This window comes from Neorhizobium sp. USDA 3394 (assembly GCF_056280385.1).
On the sequence record NZ_JBWCDU010000001.1, the window covers coordinates 2,510,829 to 2,526,963 of the forward strand.

Below are 16,135 nucleotides of genomic sequence, written 5' to 3' on the forward strand. Positions count from 1 at the left end.
AGACCAAATGTGATTGGCACCCGTCTCGTCTCCACCGGATTCAAAACTCTTGGAACGGCCTTCCACGTCCGTGCTTTTCAGCAAAGGCATCGATGGCTTGATGGGTGGCCTCCATACGATCCCTCGCCCCGGCACCCAGTTCCGCCAGCTGCGACTGATGGGCTCCCGACCGAGCCATCTCATAACTCGCCGAGCCTTTGAACTTCTTGACTGATGCAAAGATCTCCTGAAGCTTCTCCAGTTTACCCAACCATGCCTGCTGCTGGCTTTCGGACAAGCTGTCATCGGCCTTGACGCGCTCCTCGATCTCACCCCAGGTGTCTGCGCTTCCCAGCCCGGCGACGACGATCTTCCCGTCTGCCGGCGCAGAATCGACGGCGAGTTTTCCAGCCGCGGCAGCAGCCTGCCTGGATGCCTTGGCCGGTTCACTGGACACGCCGTTGGCAATCTTGAGAATGTCGGACTCCGCAGCGCCGGTCTCGGAAGAACCGGCCTGAACCGAAGCCGCTGCCACCGGCTGCCGCAGGATAAGCAGCGCGGTACTATTCACTGAAGAAATAGCAGTCATCATCGTTCCTCAGATGCCCGATGTCTTTCATCGTCACCGCAGCAGGGAAGAGTACTTGTGGCGTCATGCCCTGCGGATTTACAGGCCATCGCCTGGCGCAACTATCGGCTTCATTTCTTTACGGAACACCAACCGCAGGCGCGAAATCTTGAGTGCCAGACCAGCGGCCGCCATCCACCCAGCGGAATTCTGCCTGAACGGGATCGGGCTGCTAGACCAAAAAGCCTGGGCACCCGCCGCCCTTTCCGAGCGCGACGGGTGCTCGTCATGCCTATTCCGCCGGGTTCAGTGCTCCCGCCCCTACCGCTACCTGCCGCTCCGGCCGGTTCAGCAAGCCATAACCCAGCAGCATCGTTGTGAACGCCAGCGCGCCGCCGGCGACCGCGACCCAGAAGCCGTTGGAGGCGCCGTAGGCATCGATCGTCCAGCCGGCGAGCGAGGAGCCGGCGGCAAAGCCGATGCTCATGCCGGTCATGGCATAGGTGATGCCTTCGGTGACCTGCGACGAGGGAACGATGCGTTCGATCAGGGTCATGGCGGAAATGAAGGTCGGCGAGATCGCAGCACCGGCGAGGAAGATCACTGCCGTCAGGCCCCAGAGGCTGCCGACGAAGGGCATGGGCAGTGTGGTAACGGCGGCGACAAGGCTTGCGAAGAGCAGCCGGCGGGCGAGCGACGACTTGAACTTAATGGCGCCGAAGACGATGCCGACCACGAAGGAACCGGCGGCATAGGCCGACAGGATGTAGCTGGCGGCCCCCTTGTTGCCCAGCGCTTCCGAGAAGGCGACGACCGAGACTTCCGCCGTGCCGAAGATGATGCCCATGCCGGCGCAGAGCACGACCAGGAACCACATGGCCGGAAGCCGCATGACCGAACCGCCGCCTTTTACGCGATGCGGATCGACCTTCGGTTCGGTCGATTTCTGGACGACGAAGAGCGTCGTGCCAACCGCCAGGAAGGCGGCCGACGCGAGCACGCCGGCTTCGGGGAAGAGCGCGACGCTGAGGCCGATGCCGAAGACCGGGCCGCAGATATAAACGAGTTCGTCGATGACGGATTCGAAGGCGAAGGCGGTGTGCAGTTCCGGCCGGTCGCGATAGATCTCCGACCAGCGGGCGCGCACCAGAGCCATCATGCTCGGCATCAGCCCGGCGACGAGGGCAAAGGCGAACAGGGTCCAGATCGGCCAGCGCATCCAGGCAGCAGTGGCAAGGCCGATCAGCGCGAAAAAGGTGACTAACGTGGTCGGTACCAGTACGGCCGACTGGCCCTTGGCATCCACCCAGCGCGACACCTGCGGGGAGATGAAGGCGTTGGCGAGCGCAAACGTGGCCGAGACCGCGCCGGCCAGCCAATATTCGCCATGGGTCTGGGAAAGCATGGCGACAAGGCCGATCGTCGTCATCGGCAGCGGCAGCCGCGCCACGAAAGCGGCGGCGGAAAAACCTTTCGTACCCGGCCTTGCGAATATTTCGCGATAGGGATTGGGCATAGCCTGCTCCTTGGGTTATTTTGAATGAGGACTTACATACGCCGCGTATGTAAGGTAAATAGTCGCATACGTTTCGTATGTCAATTAACATACGACGCGTATGCGAATAATTCGGAGTCCGCATGGCTGAGAAGATGGCAGACAAGATCGCACCCGAGATGGCTTCCGACACGGGCCTGAAGAGCGCCGCGAGGCCGCGCAAGGAAATGATCGCCGAAACGAAGGCCAAGCTGATCGCGGCCGCGCGGCACGCGTTTGCGCGCCAAGGTTATGCCGAAGCCTCGATGGACGATTTCACCGCCGGCGCCGGGCTGACGCGCGGGGCGCTCTACCACCATTTCGGCGACAAGAAGGGCCTGCTGATGGCGGTGATCATGCAGATGGACGCCGAAATGTCCGACCGGCTCAGCGCCATCTCATCAAGGGCCGAGACGCCTTGGCAGGCTTTCGTCGACGAATGCGTCGCCTTTATCGAGATGTCCCTGGAGCCGGAGATCCAGCGCATCATGCTGCTCGACGGCCCCGCGGTGCTCGGCGATCCGTCGCAATGGCCGAACCAGAGCGCCTGCATCCGCGCCACGACCGCGAGCCTGCAGAAACTGATCGACCAGGGCACGATCCGCCCCGTCGACGCCGAAGCCACCGCCCGCCTCGTCAACGGCGCGACGCTGAGCGCCGCACTCTGGATTGCCAATGCGGAAGACCCGGACGCGGTGTCGAAGAAGGCGGTGGAGGTGTTTCTGACGCTGGTTTCGGGGTTGTTGGTGGAGAGGTGAGTGTGGGGATGCGGCGTTGGTTGGGCTTAGTAGAGGCCCTCGTCCGTTTTCCGCCCATTCCGGACATGCTGTGTCGTGATGTCAGAACATAGGCCCCACTCGGAAGAAGTAGGCCGCGCGCCTTAGCCACGTTTCCGTCTTGCGAGGAATGACTGTAGGAGCGAGTCGAACATCGGCTTATATTTGGGGTAGGCTTTGACCAGATGTTCGAACTCGCGCTGGTAGTAGGCGATGGTTTCCCCGAGTTCCTTAAGCGCGTAGTCAGTCAACTGACCTTTTCGGCGGTTGCTGAGAATGTCCATCATACCAAGGATGCGACGCGCAATGTATTCAGGTGCATCAGCCGTCGTTGGCCGAAGTTGCGAGGTGTAAACTCCTGTCACGACATAAGGCTTCCGCACTGAGCCCTGATAGGTCTCTCGTTGTGCGGACCATATCGCATGAGCGAGTGGCTTGTCGTAGTGCTTGGTAATCGCCCTAACAATCACTTCTTCGGCTTCCCACGGAAGAACCTCGGCAAGCGTCCCAATGTAGGTAGAGGCTCCTGCGTACATGAAACGGCTTGCAAGCTGATGCCAGGAAACACAGGCGTTGTTGACGATGATTGGATTGCCATACCCTGCAATCGTCTGCACCATTGCGATGTAGTTGAAATCGGACATTGCAAGCGCAGCAGAGCCGTAGACCCGGTCTATCTGTTCCTTCTTGACTGGCTTTAACTCTCTTCCACCTGTCGTTAGATCAATCCAGTCCTTGATAGCCGTACCGACCTCGACCTTGCTGTCTTTATCAGGGTCAGTCCACGATACCCCATCGATGCTATGGAACACGTTCATCACCGTGACCTTGAACAAATCAGGGTCATCGGTCGTGGCAATGCCTGGGGCGCTATCAACGACAAGTTCCCGTTCACTGCCGGCACTGTCGGTGAACCGATAAGTGTCACGTACTCCGCTAACGTCACCGCAATGGGTAGCGATCAAGAGGAAGTCATAAGGATACCAGTCGATCATTGTGCTGATTGCGCGGACCGACGCACCATCGCCTTCATACGTCCGAATAAGGCTACCGCGATTGAAAAGGGCTTCGCGGACTTTGGCAACCTCAGGAGCATCAGTTTGCTTGGGATCAACTAATGCGGCGACAACTGTACCGATTGTACGATCTATCTGCCGCGCAAAGCCGTTGACGATCGTAACACCCAAACGTGGATAAACGAACAGGTGTGTGGACGGTATGTCGGGAAAAGCAAACCCGAACGGAAGTTTCCCGGTGATAAACGTCACCGAAGCACCCGATCCAGCTTTGGGAATAGGTGCATCAGCAACTAACAGCCGCAGAGTTTCAGCGAGATCCCGCAAAATCTGCTGTTGTGAGACCGTTTGTGAGACATCCGACGACGAATAAAATCGTGCAAGGATGTCGTCTTCTTCAACTTTACTCACTTCGGGGATCACGCAGATGCCAGCACCAAGAGACCACGCATAGTTGGCCGCTATCACCTGAGCCAGTGGATCGCCATCTTCGACCACCACCAAATGCGAGTTCAAGCCGCGTTGATATGTGTGAGTTGGCGCTGAATCAGAGAAAACAAGGTGCTTTTTCTCCCGCATTGCCTTCAAAAGACCAACGCCAATGTTGTCTCGGCCCCAGACAAGTTCCCCGTTGTTATGCAGTACGGGTATTTTAGCTATCACGTCTTCGCTGGATGCATCGGTGATTTCAGTGCCATTGTAATAGGGACTCAAAGCGTTCTTGGCATCGATTTCTACGCCAGCAAAAAAGTTCCGTGTTGCTCCGACCCGTGCAAGAGTGTTGTTGCAAGTGACCACCTCAGCCTGCACGTCTGGTCGTGCCATGCGGGGGGCTTCCAAGACAGTCAGATATTCTCCCTGCTTTGCCAGACGAGAGCATAGCATTGCTGTTAGGAACGCATCGTCGCCGACGATTGCGACATCACTAAAACGCGGAGATGAAATCGGTGTCGACATGGCTTGGGGAATGAAGTCCCGATGACTTGTAGCTATAGTGAGACTGGCTAGTAACTACTTCGGTCACGCAACCTTGTATGCAATGACCGTCATTTGACACAGGTTACCGCTCTTTGCGTCTCCGTCAATGACCGCTTTGCGCAAAGCGGCCACCACGCCCCAACCACCCCACTCCCCCACCTCACGCATGGCAGCTATTCGCAAAAGCAGGTTGTCCGGCCCCTTGCCGAACGGTCACAACGGGGTCATCACCATACGCTGCCTGATCCTCATGCGCCGGCCGGGTTTTCGGGCGGTTTGTCGAAAGAGACTGCCTTCATGACCCCTCGGTCCACCGGCCTCATCTGCGCCATTGCGGCGGTGACGATCTTTTCGATGCAGGACGGGATTTCCAAACATCTGGGCAGCGCCTATCCGCCGATCTTCATCACCATGATCCGCTACTGGGCGTTCGCGGGCTTTGCGTTTGCGCTGGCCAGTCGCTCGGCCGGCGGGGTGAAGGTTGCGGCAAGCGCCCGCCGGCCATGGCTGCAGATTGCCCGCGGCGCGCTGCTGGCGGTGCAGATCGTCATCTCGATCTTCTCCTTCTCGCATGTCGGGCTCGCGGCCAGCCATACGATGTTTGCGGCGACGCCGCTGGTGGTCGCCTGTCTTTCGGTGCCTTTCCTCGGCGAAAAAGTCGGTTGGCGGCGGTGGACGGCGATCGGCGTCGGCTTTATCGGCATCCTTCTGATCGTCAACCCGCTCAACGCCACCTTCGACGCCCGGATCGTCATCCCGATGGTCGCAACGCTGATGTTCGGGCTCTATTCCGTCATGACCCGGCTTGCCAGCCGCACCGACACCTCCGACACGGCCTTCTTCTATACCGGCGTCGTCGGCGCCGTGACGATCACCCTCGTCGGCCCGTTCTACTGGACGCAGGTCACGCCCACCGACTGGCTGTGGATGCTGGTGCTCTGCATCACCGGCATAAGCGGGCATTATCTTCTGATCCGCGCCTTCAACCTGCTCGATGCGGTTGTCGTGCAGCCGATGTCCTATATCCAGTCGGTGCTGGTCTGCCTGATCGGCGTCTTCGTGTTCGGCGAGGTAATGACCGCCAACATGATCCTCGGCGTCGCGATCGTCATCGGCGCCGGCATTTTTACCATCTGGCGCGAGGCCCGGCTCGGCCGCGCAGCACCACCGGCGATCGATCCGCCGGGGACGCCGTAAGGGGGCGTGTGGAGCCCCTCCCCCTTGTGGGGAGGGGTCTTCGCTCCGCATCAACACCCCTCCGGCCTGCCGGCCACCCTCCCCACAAGGGGGAGGGTTAAGAATGCCGCGCCCTCTTCCCTCGTCTGCAAAGCCCTGCCCATCGCAAACTGCACGGCATTCGCAAATCCACGGCACATCAATCCCGGTGATGGATTGATTGAGGAAAAGTTGTTTTAAGAACAGCGGCGCACGCGATATGGTTTCTTGTTGTTTTCGAGGAGGAATCGCATGCCCATGTCTGCATCGCCATCCGCGCGGAAGCCGGCTTCCATGCCCTGGCTGATCATCATCGCCGGCGCCCTGATCGCCATGCTGACCTTCGGCCCGCGTTCGGCCATGGGCTTCTTCCAGCTTCCGATGCTCGCCGACACCGGCTGGGACCGGTCCACCTTCGGGCTCGCCATGGCGATCCAGAACCTTGCCTGGGGGCTCGGCCAGCCGTTCTTCGGGGCGCTTGCAGACAGATACGGTACAGGCCGCGTGCTCACCATGTCCGGCGTGCTCTATGCCGCCGGCCTGATCATCATGGCCAATGCCGCCGCGCCGGTCTGGCTGCATATCGGCGGGGGCGTGCTGGTCGGCCTGGCGATCGCCGCCGGCTCCTTCAGCGTCATCCTTTCGGCCTTTGCCCGCAACGTGACGCCGGAGCAGCGTTCGATGGCGTTCGGCATCGGCACGGCCGCAGGCTCGGCCGGCATGTTCCTGTTTGCGCCGCTGAGCCAGGCGCTGATCAGCAATTTCGGCTGGTCCGACAGCCTGGTCTATCTATCGGTACTGATGCTGATCGTGCCGCTGCTCGCCTTTCCGTTGCGGGGCAATGCAAGCTCGGGAAGCCAGTCGCACAGCCAGTTCCAGCAATCGGTGGGTGCGGCCCTGAAGGAAGCCTTCGCTCATCAGAGCTACCTGCTCCTGACCGCCGGGTTCTTCGTCTGCGGCTTCCAGGTCGCCTTCATCACCGCGCATTTCCCGGCCTATCTCGGGGATATCGGCGTCGCGCCCGCTTACGCGGTGATCGCCATGGCGCTGATCGGCTTCTTCAACATCATCGGCTCGCTCGGCGCGGGCTTTATCGGCCAGCGGTATTCGAAGCCCTATTTCCTCGCCTATATCTATATCGCCCGGTCGATCGCGGTGACCGCCTTCCTCATCCTGCCGCAGACGCCTTTCTCGGTGATCGTGTTCGCGATCGTCATGGGGCTGCTCTGGCTTTCCACCGTGCCGCCGACCAATGGCCTCGTCGCCATCATGTTCGGCACCCGCCATCTGGGGCTGCTCGGCGGCCTCGTCTTCCTGTCGCACCAGGTGGGCTCGTTCCTCGGCGTGTGGATGGGCGGTTATCTCTACGACCGTTTCGGCTCCTACGACCCGGTCTGGTGGCTCGGTGTGGCACTCGGCCTTTTTGCCGCCGCCGTGCATTGGCCGATACAGGAAAAGCCGGTGGACCGCGGGGTATTGCAGCCGCAGCCGGCGGAGTAACGGCCGGCCAGGCCTTTAGCTGGCCTGGCGTTCCGCATCCTTCGAAAGCGCCTTCAGCGCCGCCTGGACGAAACCGTCGCGGGCGGCGTTTTCCGTCAGCCCCCGGGGTTCGTAGACGTGGCGGTGCAGGAAATAGCCGGTGAGCCGGAAGGCCTCCGCCATGCTGTCGCGGTCGGCGGCGGAAGCGGCGCCTTCTCCGAGGAACCCCGGCAGGGCCAGCATGCGGTCGGCATAGGGCGTGCCGGCCTCGCGGGAGACTGCGCGGCCGGTTTTCGGCGAGACGTAGACAAGGTTTTCGCGGCCGCCGGTCGCCGCGCATTCGGTGAGGTCGAGGCCGAAGCCGAGGTCGTTCAGCACCGCAAGCTCGAACCGCACGAAAAGCTCACCGGCATCGGACGGATCGTCGAAGGCATCGAGGATGATGTCCAGCGCATCGAAGAGATGCGGATGCGGGTCGCGCTCGGGCAGCAGGCGCAGCAGCGCGCCCATCGCCTGAACGCCGTAGACGGCGGTCGCCGTCTCCATAAGCTTGGCGGCGCGCAATCGGATCGGTTCCAGCTTGAACTCGCCGAGATGTTCGTCGAGCCTTGCGCGCCAGACCACTTCCACCCGGTTTCCGGCCTGCAGCACCGGCTGCATCGCCCGCGAACGGCCGGAGCGGACGAGGCCCAGATGCCTTCCACGATCACGGGTCATCAGCTCGGCGATGACGCTTGTCTCGCCGTGGCGTTTGACGCCTATGATGATCGCTTCGTCCTGCCACTGCATGTATCTGTTCAAGCTCCTTTGAAGCCGATTCAACAATAAAGCATAAGTCCTTCGGACTGAATCGGTTTCTGCTGTCGCGCGGCTGCGGCAAAGATGCAGATGCCTATGGGCTTGCCTGGAACAAATCGGCCTCCATTTGGATTCCTGTGCGAAAATTCGCGACGCCACTATGACCCCTGGGAGTCTTCATGAACTACGCCCTCTTCGCCGCCGCCCTTCTGACCGCCTCGCCCGCCACCCTTTTCCCCTCGCCGGCTGCCGCGCAATCGCAGCAGCTCGAGCAGGCCTGCATCACGGTCGCCAAGAATTTCCTGCTGGTGCCGTCGATCAAGACGGGTATCGTCCAGTCCTTCCCGGAACTGGATCCGCCTGGCGCGCGGCTGACCTATTCCACCCGCGAGGACGCCAAGCCGACCGATTTCACCAACCAGATCGAATGCGAGTTCGACAAGGGGCAGCCGCCCTTCCGTCTGCAGCGTTTCTGCATTTCCGACACCTGCTACGGACCCAACGAGCAGGATCAGGACAACCGCCGGCGCTACCAGGAAATCAAGGCTCTAATGGACCGGCAGAAGTGACGCGCAAGCCTATTTGCCGAGCACGTTGAGCGCCGACGTGAGATAGCGCGCGGCGAGCATCTGGCGGCGCTTGGTGGCGAGCCAGAGAGCGGCGCGGCAATGGCGTTCCAGAGGATCGGTCGCGGCAACCGCCGCGGCCGCGGACTGGATGGCAACGGTGCCGGAATAGATATACGGAACGCCCTCGGCATCCCGCAGACAACGGCCATTGGCAATGACGTCGATCCGGCGCCCGTCCGGATGGGTGAGGCGGTAATTTTCCCGGTACGCGCCGCCGCCGACGATCGCATCGTGGATCGCCTTGGCGACCCGTTGCCGGTCGCCCTCGTTGATGTAGCGGATGACCCTTTCGATCGGGGCGCCGGCAGCCAGTTCCTCTTCGGAAACGCCGAATATGTCGGCGATCACCTGGTCGCCATACACCTTGTTTTCCGGGACGACCCAACTGTAGAAGCCGAGAGAATTCGGATCATCCGAGCCCGTGTCTTCCTCTCCCGATCCCACGTCCGACATTCATGACTCTCCGTGCCACTTTATCGATAAATTGGATCGTCGGCTCTACGTTAGCAAGTCGTTATAATGATGGATAAAAACCGCTACTACCTAGCGACGTCGTCCGCAGCTGACGCCCGGAAGAATTGACGCCGCCGGGCGGCGGCGCAGGCGGATATCGCATTGCTCAGGACTTCGGAAATTCCAGTCCCATTTCGCGGAAACGTTCCGGATCATCGCCCCAGTTCTCGCGGACCTTGACGAACAGGAAGAGGTGGACCGGCTGTTCGAGGATCTCGGAGAGTTCCTTGCGGGATGCGGTGGAGATCGCCTTGATGGCGTCGCCGTTCTTGCCGAGCGCGATCTTCTTCTGGCTGTCGCGCTCCACGTAGATCACCTGTTCGATGCGCACCGAACCGTCCTTGCGCTCCTCCCACTTCTCCGTCTCGACGTGGCTCGCGTAGGGAAGTTCCTGGTGGAGGCGCAGGAAGAGTTTTTCGCGGGTGATCTCGGCGGCGAGCTGGCGCATCGGCAGGTCGGAGATCTGGTCCTCCGGATAATACCAGGGGCCTTCCGGCAGCTTGTCGGCCAGATAATCCATCAGGTCGTCGCAGCCGGAACCGGTGGTCGCCGACACCATGAAGGTGCGCTCGAACGGCACAGCCTCGTTGGCCGTGGCGGTGAGCTTCAGCAGATCCTCGTGGCGGACGCGGTCGATCTTGTTCAAGACCAGGATCTTCGGCTGATGGACTTCCTTCAGGCCTTCGAGGATCGCCTCGGCATCGCCGCGGATGCCGCGTTCGCTGTCGATCAGGAGCAGGATCAGGTCGGCATCCTTGGCACCGCCCCAGGCCGAGGTCACCATGGCGCGGTCGAGCCGGCGGCGCGGCTTGAAGATGCCGGGCGTATCCATGAAGACGATCTGGGCGTTGTTATGGATGGCGATGCCGCGCACGATGGCGCGCGTCGTCTGCACCTTGTGGCTGACGATCGACACCTTGGCGCCGACCAGCCGGTTGAGCAGCGTCGATTTGCCGGCGTTGGTCGGGCCGATCAGCGCCACGAAGCCGGAATGGGTCGCACCAGCGGGTGTCGCCTCAGCAGAGGTCTGGCCGGTTGCGTTCTCTTCACCGGTAGTGTTGTCGTTCTCGGTCATGGTGTCCAATTCATTGTTCGGCAGAGGGTTTCTGCCACACGCCTTCGCGTTCGAGCATCTTTGTGGCGGCCACCTGTTCGGCGGCGCGCTTGGAGCGGTCCACGCCGGTCTCCGGCGCCACGCCCGGAACGTCGACCGTCACCGTGAAGCGTGGATCATGATCCGGTCCGGAGCGTTCGTCGACCCTGTAGGCGGGCGTCAGGCCGAATTTTGCATGCGCCCATTCCTGCAGCTCGGTCTTGGCATCGCGCCGCGCGCCGTCGGCGCGGGTGGCGCGGCCTTCCCAGTACCTGATGATGAAGCCGCGTGCGGCTTCCAGCCCGCCATCCAGATAGAGCGCGGCGATCAGGCTTTCGACCACGTCGGCGCGCACGTTCATCATCCGCTTGCCGGTCAGTTTCTTGACGTCGGCGCCGGTACGGATGAAACGGTGCAGTTCCAGTTCGTCGGCGACGATGGCGCAGCTATCGGCGCTGACCAGCTGGTTCAGGCGCACGGAAAGCTCGCCTTCGGCAGCGGTGCGGAACGTCTTGAACAGCAGTTCGGCGACGCATAGGCCGAGCACGCGGTCGCCGAGGAACTCCAACCGTTCGTAATTGGCGCTCTTGGCCGACCCGGTGCTCGCATGGGTAAGCGCCCGGTCGAGCCATTGCTTGTCGGCGAATTCATGACCGATGGCTTTTTCAAGCTGGCCGCGTTCCTCCGCCGAAAGCGTCTTTGACTTCATCACCGAACGACCTTGAAAATCCGATCCCAGCGCATGTTGGTCGGCCATTTCCAGATCTCGCGGAACGAGGTGTCGTTGCCGAGCGAGAAGAAGATGACGCTGGCGCGGCCGACCAGGTTTTCGGCGGGTACGTAACCGACGTCGAAACGGCTGTCGAGCGAGTTGTCGCGGTTGTCGCCCATGAAGAAATAATGGCCGGCCGGAACGACGAATTCCTGGGTGTTGTCGCCGCGCGAAACCGGAGAATGGTCGAGCGTGTCATAGGTGACGCCGTTGTCGAGCGTTTCGCGGAAGACCGGCACGTCGGTGCCCGGATCGAGGCTGTAATCGGATGTGAAGGTGCCGTCGCCCTGCTTGGGTACCGGCTTGCCGTTGAGGAACAACACGCCGTTCGTGACCTGGACGCGGTCGCCCGGCAGGCCGATCAGGCGCTTGATATAGTCGATGTCCGGATGGCTCGGCAGGCGGAAGACGATGACGTCGCCACGCTTGGGTTCGCTGAACTCAAGGATACGGCCGGAGAAAAGATTGGGCGAGAACGGCAGCGAATATTTCGAGTAACCGTAGGTGAACTTGTTGACGAAGATATAGTCGCCGACGAGCAGGGACGGCATCATGGAGCCGGACGGGATGGTGAAAGGCTGAAACAGCACGGTGCGGATCACCATCGCCAGCAGAAGAGCCTGGATGATGACCTTGATGTTTTCCCAGAGGCTGTTCTGCGACTTGGTCTCGGCTTTGTCGGACACGTTTGACGTCTTTCTGTTCGGCTCGGCTGTTGCCAGCGGTTTTGCGTTCTCTAAACCCTTCGCAAAGCGGCGGCAATGGTCGATTAGGCCGCGAGGCGCGCTTCGATCACCACGAAGGCCTGCGCATAAGGGTATTCGTCGGTGATGGTGATGTGAATAACCGCTTCATGGCCCGCCGGCATCATGCTCGCGAGGCGTTCGGCGGCGCCGTTGGTGAGCACCATTGTGGGCCGCCCGCCGGGCAGGTTGACAACCCCCATATCCTTCCAGAACACGCCGTGGGCGATGCCGGTGCCGAGTGCCTTGGAGCACGCCTCCTTGGCGGCGAACCGCTTGGCATAGGAGGCCGCCCGGTTCTGGCGGCGGTCGGATTTCGCCCGCTCGATCTCGGTGAAACAGCGATGGGTGAAACGCTCGCCGAACCGTTCGATGGATTTCTCCACGCGTCTTATGTCGATGAGGTCACTGCCCATGCCGATGATCATGAAATCTTCCTCGCGGCGCCCGGCCGGTTCTTGTCAGTCCTATACTGACTTGAGGGCTCCGGCCCGCGCCGTCAAGCGTTCCAGCCGCCGGTTGCGAAAACTGCGCACGCCAAGATAAGTGACGGCGTAGAAGACCAGGCCGGACAGGATGCCGGGCGGCAGGGAACCGATCAGCATCGGCTCCAGGACCGGCCGCCAGAGTTGCGAGACGTCGAGGTGGTGAAACAACCTGCCGAGATCGAGACTGTCGTGGCCGGCGGCGTCGTGGCCAAGCATCGTCTCGCCTAGCTTCCAGGTGAGCGGCCAGATGATCGGACAGGTGATGGGGTTGGCGAAGGTGGTGCCGAGCGCCGCAGCGATCATGCTGCCGCCGAAGAGATAGGCAAGCGGGATCGCAAACAGGATGTGGAGGCCGAGAAACGGCGTCCAGGCGCTGACCACGCCGATCGCAAGGCCAGCGGCAACCGCATGCGGCGAACCGCCGATGCGCATCACCTTCAGGCGATAATATTCGAGGACGCGGCGAAAGCCCTTGGGAGGCAGGACGGCACGGCGCAGTCTTTCACGAATTCCAAGCGGTGTACGGCGGCGAAACGGCATCGGGGCGCATCTGGTTCGGCAGCGGGATATTCATCCGTCAGCTGCGGTAATCTTCGGTCGAACAGGCTTTAGCCCAAGCCGAAGATGATGGCGAAAATTGGCCCGCCCTGCATAAGAGCGGCTTTCGCAGAGATGATCCGGTCACCGGTCGCGTCGACGCGGGAAGACCTGCAGCAGCCGCGCGGCGTCGTTTCCGCGCGAACAGGTGGCTGGTCGAAGCGTGTCGCTTAGAAACCCGACTTGCGGAACATGCCGCGGTCGACCTGGCGCATGCGGTATTCGAGGTCGATCCGGTCGTTGGCTTCGTTCAGGTAGGCGACTTCACGGTCCTGGGTGGTGGGAACGCGGAAAGCGCGGGCGAACTTGCGTACTGAGTCAAACATGATGTCTTCTTTCTTTCTAATATTGCACTGCAACAACATAAGACGTGGCGTCATGCTTTACCAACGCCGCAACCGCCGGGCAGCCATGCGCGGGAAGCATGTCGGGTTAATGGGGATGCGCAGGAAATGGGCGAGCATCACGTTTTTCCAGGTCCACCATGCGGAGAAGCCGACGCTCAAGTCAGAGGAGCGTGCGTTTTCGGGCGCATTCGGTATGATCCCAGGCATTATTTCGAGCACGGATGTCGGAATCTCGTTTTGTCGGCCGTCTTCAAGACGGACAAGCCATGGAGGACGACGATGACCATTACTATTACCGCCTTCGAACGGTCGCCCGACCGCGGCAGAGGACTGGCGCGCGACATGCGCGTTCGCTGGGCGCTCGAGGAAACGGGGCAGCCCTACGACGTTCGCCTGGTTTCCTTCAAGGCGATAAAGGAACCCCCGCATCTGGCGCTTCAGCCTTTCGGGCAGATCCCGACCTACGAAGAAGGCGATCTCGCGCTCTTCGAGTCGGGAGCGATCGTACTCCATATCGCGGAACGTCACGGAGGCCTGCTGCCGGACGATGCGAATGCCCGGGCGCGGGCGATCGCATGGATGTTTGCCGCCCTCAACACCGTCGAGCCGCCGATCTTCGACCGCAGCCTCGCCAACATCCTCGAGCGCGACGAGCCCTGGTACGAAAAGCGTGTGAGCGCCCTCGACGGCACCATCCGGAAACGGCTGGCCGATCTTTCCCGCCGCCTTGGCGAGGCCGACTGGCTCGATGGCGAATTCAGTGCCGGCGACCTTCTGATGGTGTCGGTGCTGCTCCGATTGAAAGCGTCATCGGATATCCTGGACGATTATCCGAACCTCTCCGCCTATGTCGCCCGCGGCGAAGCGCGGCCCGCATACGAGCGTGCTTTCGCCGCCCAGTTGGCTGTTTTCACGGCCGCATCGGCCGGCTGACCACGGTCGGCTCCGGGTTCCAAGCGATCATCCGGGTCTTTCGCCCGTTCTACGGGGCCGATTCTTGCCTGAATCGAGAAAGCTCTATCGGCGGATTGGTGTCTTTCCGACCAGCCTTTTCCTTGGCTAAATCCTCCTCGGGCTGTCGGGCGCGACGGCCGGCGGAAATGAGGAGGATGCCATGAGTGATCGCAACGTGTCGGTGAAGGAGATACGCCAGAACGAGAACCGCTTCCTGAGTTCCGACATTTTTGAATCAGGGCAGTATGTCTTCCCCCGTCGCAACGGCGAGGGCGCCCTCCGGGAAGAGGCGCGCGACATTCCGGTCTATCATCGCTGCGACGTGCTGGTCGTGGGCGGGGGACCATCCGGGACCGCCGCAGCACTTGCAGCTGCGCGAACCGGCGCGGAGGTCGTGGTGCTGGAGCGCTACAATCATCTCGGCGGGCTTTCCACCGGAGGCGTGGTGATCTGGATCGACCGGATGACCGACTGGGACGGGCGGCAGGTCATTCGCGGCTTTGCCGAGGAGGTTCTCGGCCGTCTGCCGCCCGAGGCCGTTGCCGGGCCGGACAGGAGCCTGTGGGGGCAGCGGGACGCGGATCTCGCGAAATACTGGCGGCTGCGCACATCCGCTTTCCACGGCATCGTCACCTGGGCGCCGACGATCGACCCTGAAAGACTGAAACTCACCTCGCAGGAAATGCTGATCGAGGCGGGCGTACGGATCGTCTTCCATTCCTGGGCGGCAACACCAGTGGTCGAGGACGGCGCGGTCAAGGGCGTCATCTTCGAAAGCAAGGAAGGTCGCCAGGGAATCATGGCCAAGGTCGTGGTGGACTGCACCGGCGACGGCGACGTTTTTGCGCGCGCAGGAGCGGGTTTCGAGGCCGATATCGAGGAAGGCGACGTGCATCACTCGATGAATACCGGCTTCATGCTAGGCGGCGTTGACATGGCCACATGGCTCGCCTTCCGATCGGAGCAGGAACAGGCGTTTGCCGACTTCAACACGCTCGGGCGCGACCAGCTCGGGTTCTTCCAGACGCCCTACGTTTCCTGGCGCAACGACATCGCGCTGTTCCTCGGGCCGCGGCAATCGGGGCTTTCAGCGCTCAATGTCGACGACATGACCGAAGTCGAAATCCGCTCGCACCGGTTCATGCAGTCGCATTGCGAATTCTTCAGGACACATGCACCGGGGTTCAAGGACGCTTACATGCTGCTCAGCGCCCCGCAACTCGGCGTCCGGCATACGCGGCGCCTGGCGGGCGTCGGGCGCATCGAACGCAGCCAGTGGGCAAGCGGCGCGGTGCAGCCCGACGAAGTCGGCGTCAGCCCCTCTGTGTCGCCAAAATTTCCAGTCCTTTCGGTGCCCTATGGGGCACTGGTACCTGCAAGACTGGACGGACTGCTGGCCGCCGGGCGGCACATCTCCTGCGATGCGAACAGCCATGGCTTCATGCGCGAAATTCCGCAGTGCTGGCTGACTGGACAGGCGGCGGGCGCCGCGGCCGGCATCGCGGCCAATCGCGGCGTCGCGCCGCGGGAGGTGGATATCGCCGAGCTGCAATCGACGCTGCGGGCGCAGGGGGCATTCGTGCGGGATGCGAGCGAGGCGGCTGCGTTGGTGAGCCAGGCGGAGACGGTACAAGGCTGATTGGCGGGTAAGGGAGC

General features: G+C 61.7%; 17 protein-coding genes. 6 read left to right on the forward strand and 11 right to left on the reverse strand.

What is annotated here, in order from left to right:
- Positions 1-40 precede the first annotated feature (40 nt).
- Both ACZ9EJ_RS12150 and ACZ9EJ_RS12155 read right to left on the reverse strand, forming a co-directional pair.
- Positions 41-571, reverse strand: a complete 531-nt coding sequence (locus tag ACZ9EJ_RS12150) for a hypothetical protein (protein ID WP_046642243.1) — start codon at positions 569-571, stop codon at positions 41-43.
- A gap of 268 nt (positions 572-839) precedes the next feature.
- Positions 840-2,063: an MFS transporter gene (locus ACZ9EJ_RS12155; RefSeq protein WP_046642244.1), complete on the reverse strand. Its 1,224-nt coding sequence runs from the start codon at positions 2,061-2,063 to the stop codon at positions 840-842.
- A gap of 158 nt (positions 2,064-2,221) precedes the next feature.
- On the opposite strand from ACZ9EJ_RS12155, the gene ACZ9EJ_RS12160 reads away from it, so the two are divergent.
- Positions 2,222-2,839 carry a TetR/AcrR family transcriptional regulator gene (locus ACZ9EJ_RS12160; protein ID WP_046630069.1) on the forward strand — a complete coding sequence of 206 codons (618 nt, stop codon included), beginning with the start codon at positions 2,222-2,224 and terminating at the stop codon, positions 2,837-2,839.
- 122 nt (positions 2,840-2,961) lie between these two features.
- Here ACZ9EJ_RS12160 and ACZ9EJ_RS12165 read toward each other — a convergent pair whose 3' ends face one another.
- On the reverse strand, positions 2,962-4,698 hold the full coding sequence (locus ACZ9EJ_RS12165; protein ID WP_046629927.1) for a hypothetical protein: 1,737 nt from the start codon (positions 4,696-4,698) through the stop codon (positions 2,962-2,964).
- 450 nt (positions 4,699-5,148) lie between these two features.
- Between ACZ9EJ_RS12165 and ACZ9EJ_RS12170 the strand changes: the two genes are divergently transcribed.
- Positions 5,149-6,048 carry a DMT family transporter gene (locus ACZ9EJ_RS12170; RefSeq protein ID WP_046629926.1) on the forward strand — a complete coding sequence of 300 codons (900 nt, stop codon included), beginning with the start codon at positions 5,149-5,151 and terminating at the stop codon, positions 6,046-6,048.
- Between the two features lie 270 nt (positions 6,049-6,318).
- A complete protein-coding gene (locus ACZ9EJ_RS12175) occupies positions 6,319-7,566 on the forward strand; it encodes an MFS transporter (RefSeq protein ID WP_255736507.1) in 1,248 nt (415 codons plus the stop codon).
- A 15-nt stretch (positions 7,567-7,581) separates the two neighbouring features.
- Here ACZ9EJ_RS12175 and recO read toward each other — a convergent pair whose 3' ends face one another.
- The gene (gene recO, locus ACZ9EJ_RS12180; RefSeq protein WP_046629925.1) at positions 7,582-8,334 is read right to left on the reverse strand and encodes a DNA repair protein RecO; all 753 of its coding nucleotides are present in this window, start codon (positions 8,332-8,334) and stop codon (positions 7,582-7,584) included.
- Positions 8,335-8,522: 188 nt separating this feature from the next.
- Here recO and ACZ9EJ_RS12185 point away from each other — a divergent pair, with 188 nt between their 5' ends.
- On the forward strand, positions 8,523-8,912 hold the full coding sequence (locus ACZ9EJ_RS12185; protein ID WP_046629924.1) for a hypothetical protein: 390 nt from the start codon (positions 8,523-8,525) through the stop codon (positions 8,910-8,912).
- A gap of 9 nt (positions 8,913-8,921) precedes the next feature.
- Here the strand turns inward: ACZ9EJ_RS12185 and ACZ9EJ_RS12190 are convergent, their stop codons facing one another.
- The 7 genes from ACZ9EJ_RS12190 to ACZ9EJ_RS12220 form a co-directional block, all read right to left on the reverse strand.
- Entirely contained in the window at positions 8,922-9,425 is a 504-nt protein-coding gene (locus ACZ9EJ_RS12190) for a PAS domain-containing protein (protein ID WP_046629923.1), read from the reverse strand.
- A gap of 166 nt (positions 9,426-9,591) precedes the next feature.
- Entirely contained in the window at positions 9,592-10,560 is a 969-nt protein-coding gene (gene era / locus ACZ9EJ_RS12195) for a GTPase Era (protein ID WP_046630067.1), read from the reverse strand.
- Positions 10,561-10,570: 10 nt separating this feature from the next.
- Entirely contained in the window at positions 10,571-11,290 is a 720-nt protein-coding gene (rnc, locus tag ACZ9EJ_RS12200) for a ribonuclease III (RefSeq protein WP_046629922.1), read from the reverse strand.
- Positions 11,287-12,036, reverse strand: a complete 750-nt coding sequence (lepB, locus tag ACZ9EJ_RS12205; RefSeq protein ID WP_046629921.1) for a signal peptidase I — start codon at positions 12,034-12,036, stop codon at positions 11,287-11,289. Before lepB ends, rnc begins: the two co-directional genes overlap by 4 nt.
- An 83-nt stretch (positions 12,037-12,119) precedes the next feature.
- Positions 12,120-12,521 (reverse strand): holo-ACP synthase, encoded by a 402-nt coding sequence (gene acpS / locus ACZ9EJ_RS12210; protein ID WP_037080909.1) that lies wholly within the window; start codon positions 12,519-12,521, stop codon positions 12,120-12,122.
- 39 nt (positions 12,522-12,560) lie between these two features.
- Complete coding sequence (locus ACZ9EJ_RS12215; protein WP_046641469.1) at positions 12,561-13,121, reverse strand: DUF2062 domain-containing protein; 561 nt, start codon at positions 13,119-13,121, stop codon at positions 12,561-12,563.
- A gap of 227 nt (positions 13,122-13,348) precedes the next feature.
- Complete coding sequence (locus tag ACZ9EJ_RS12220) at positions 13,349-13,504, reverse strand: DUF3563 family protein (RefSeq protein ID WP_080955802.1); 156 nt, start codon at positions 13,502-13,504, stop codon at positions 13,349-13,351.
- 300 nt (positions 13,505-13,804) lie between these two features.
- Here ACZ9EJ_RS12220 and ACZ9EJ_RS12225 point away from each other — a divergent pair, with 300 nt between their 5' ends.
- Positions 13,805-14,458, forward strand: a complete 654-nt coding sequence (locus tag ACZ9EJ_RS12225; protein ID WP_046641470.1) for a glutathione S-transferase family protein — start codon at positions 13,805-13,807, stop codon at positions 14,456-14,458.
- A gap of 181 nt (positions 14,459-14,639) precedes the next feature.
- A complete protein-coding gene (locus tag ACZ9EJ_RS12230; RefSeq protein ID WP_251090013.1) occupies positions 14,640-16,118 on the forward strand; it encodes an FAD-dependent oxidoreductase in 1,479 nt (492 codons plus the stop codon).
- The last annotated feature ends 17 nt before the right edge of the window (positions 16,119-16,135 follow it).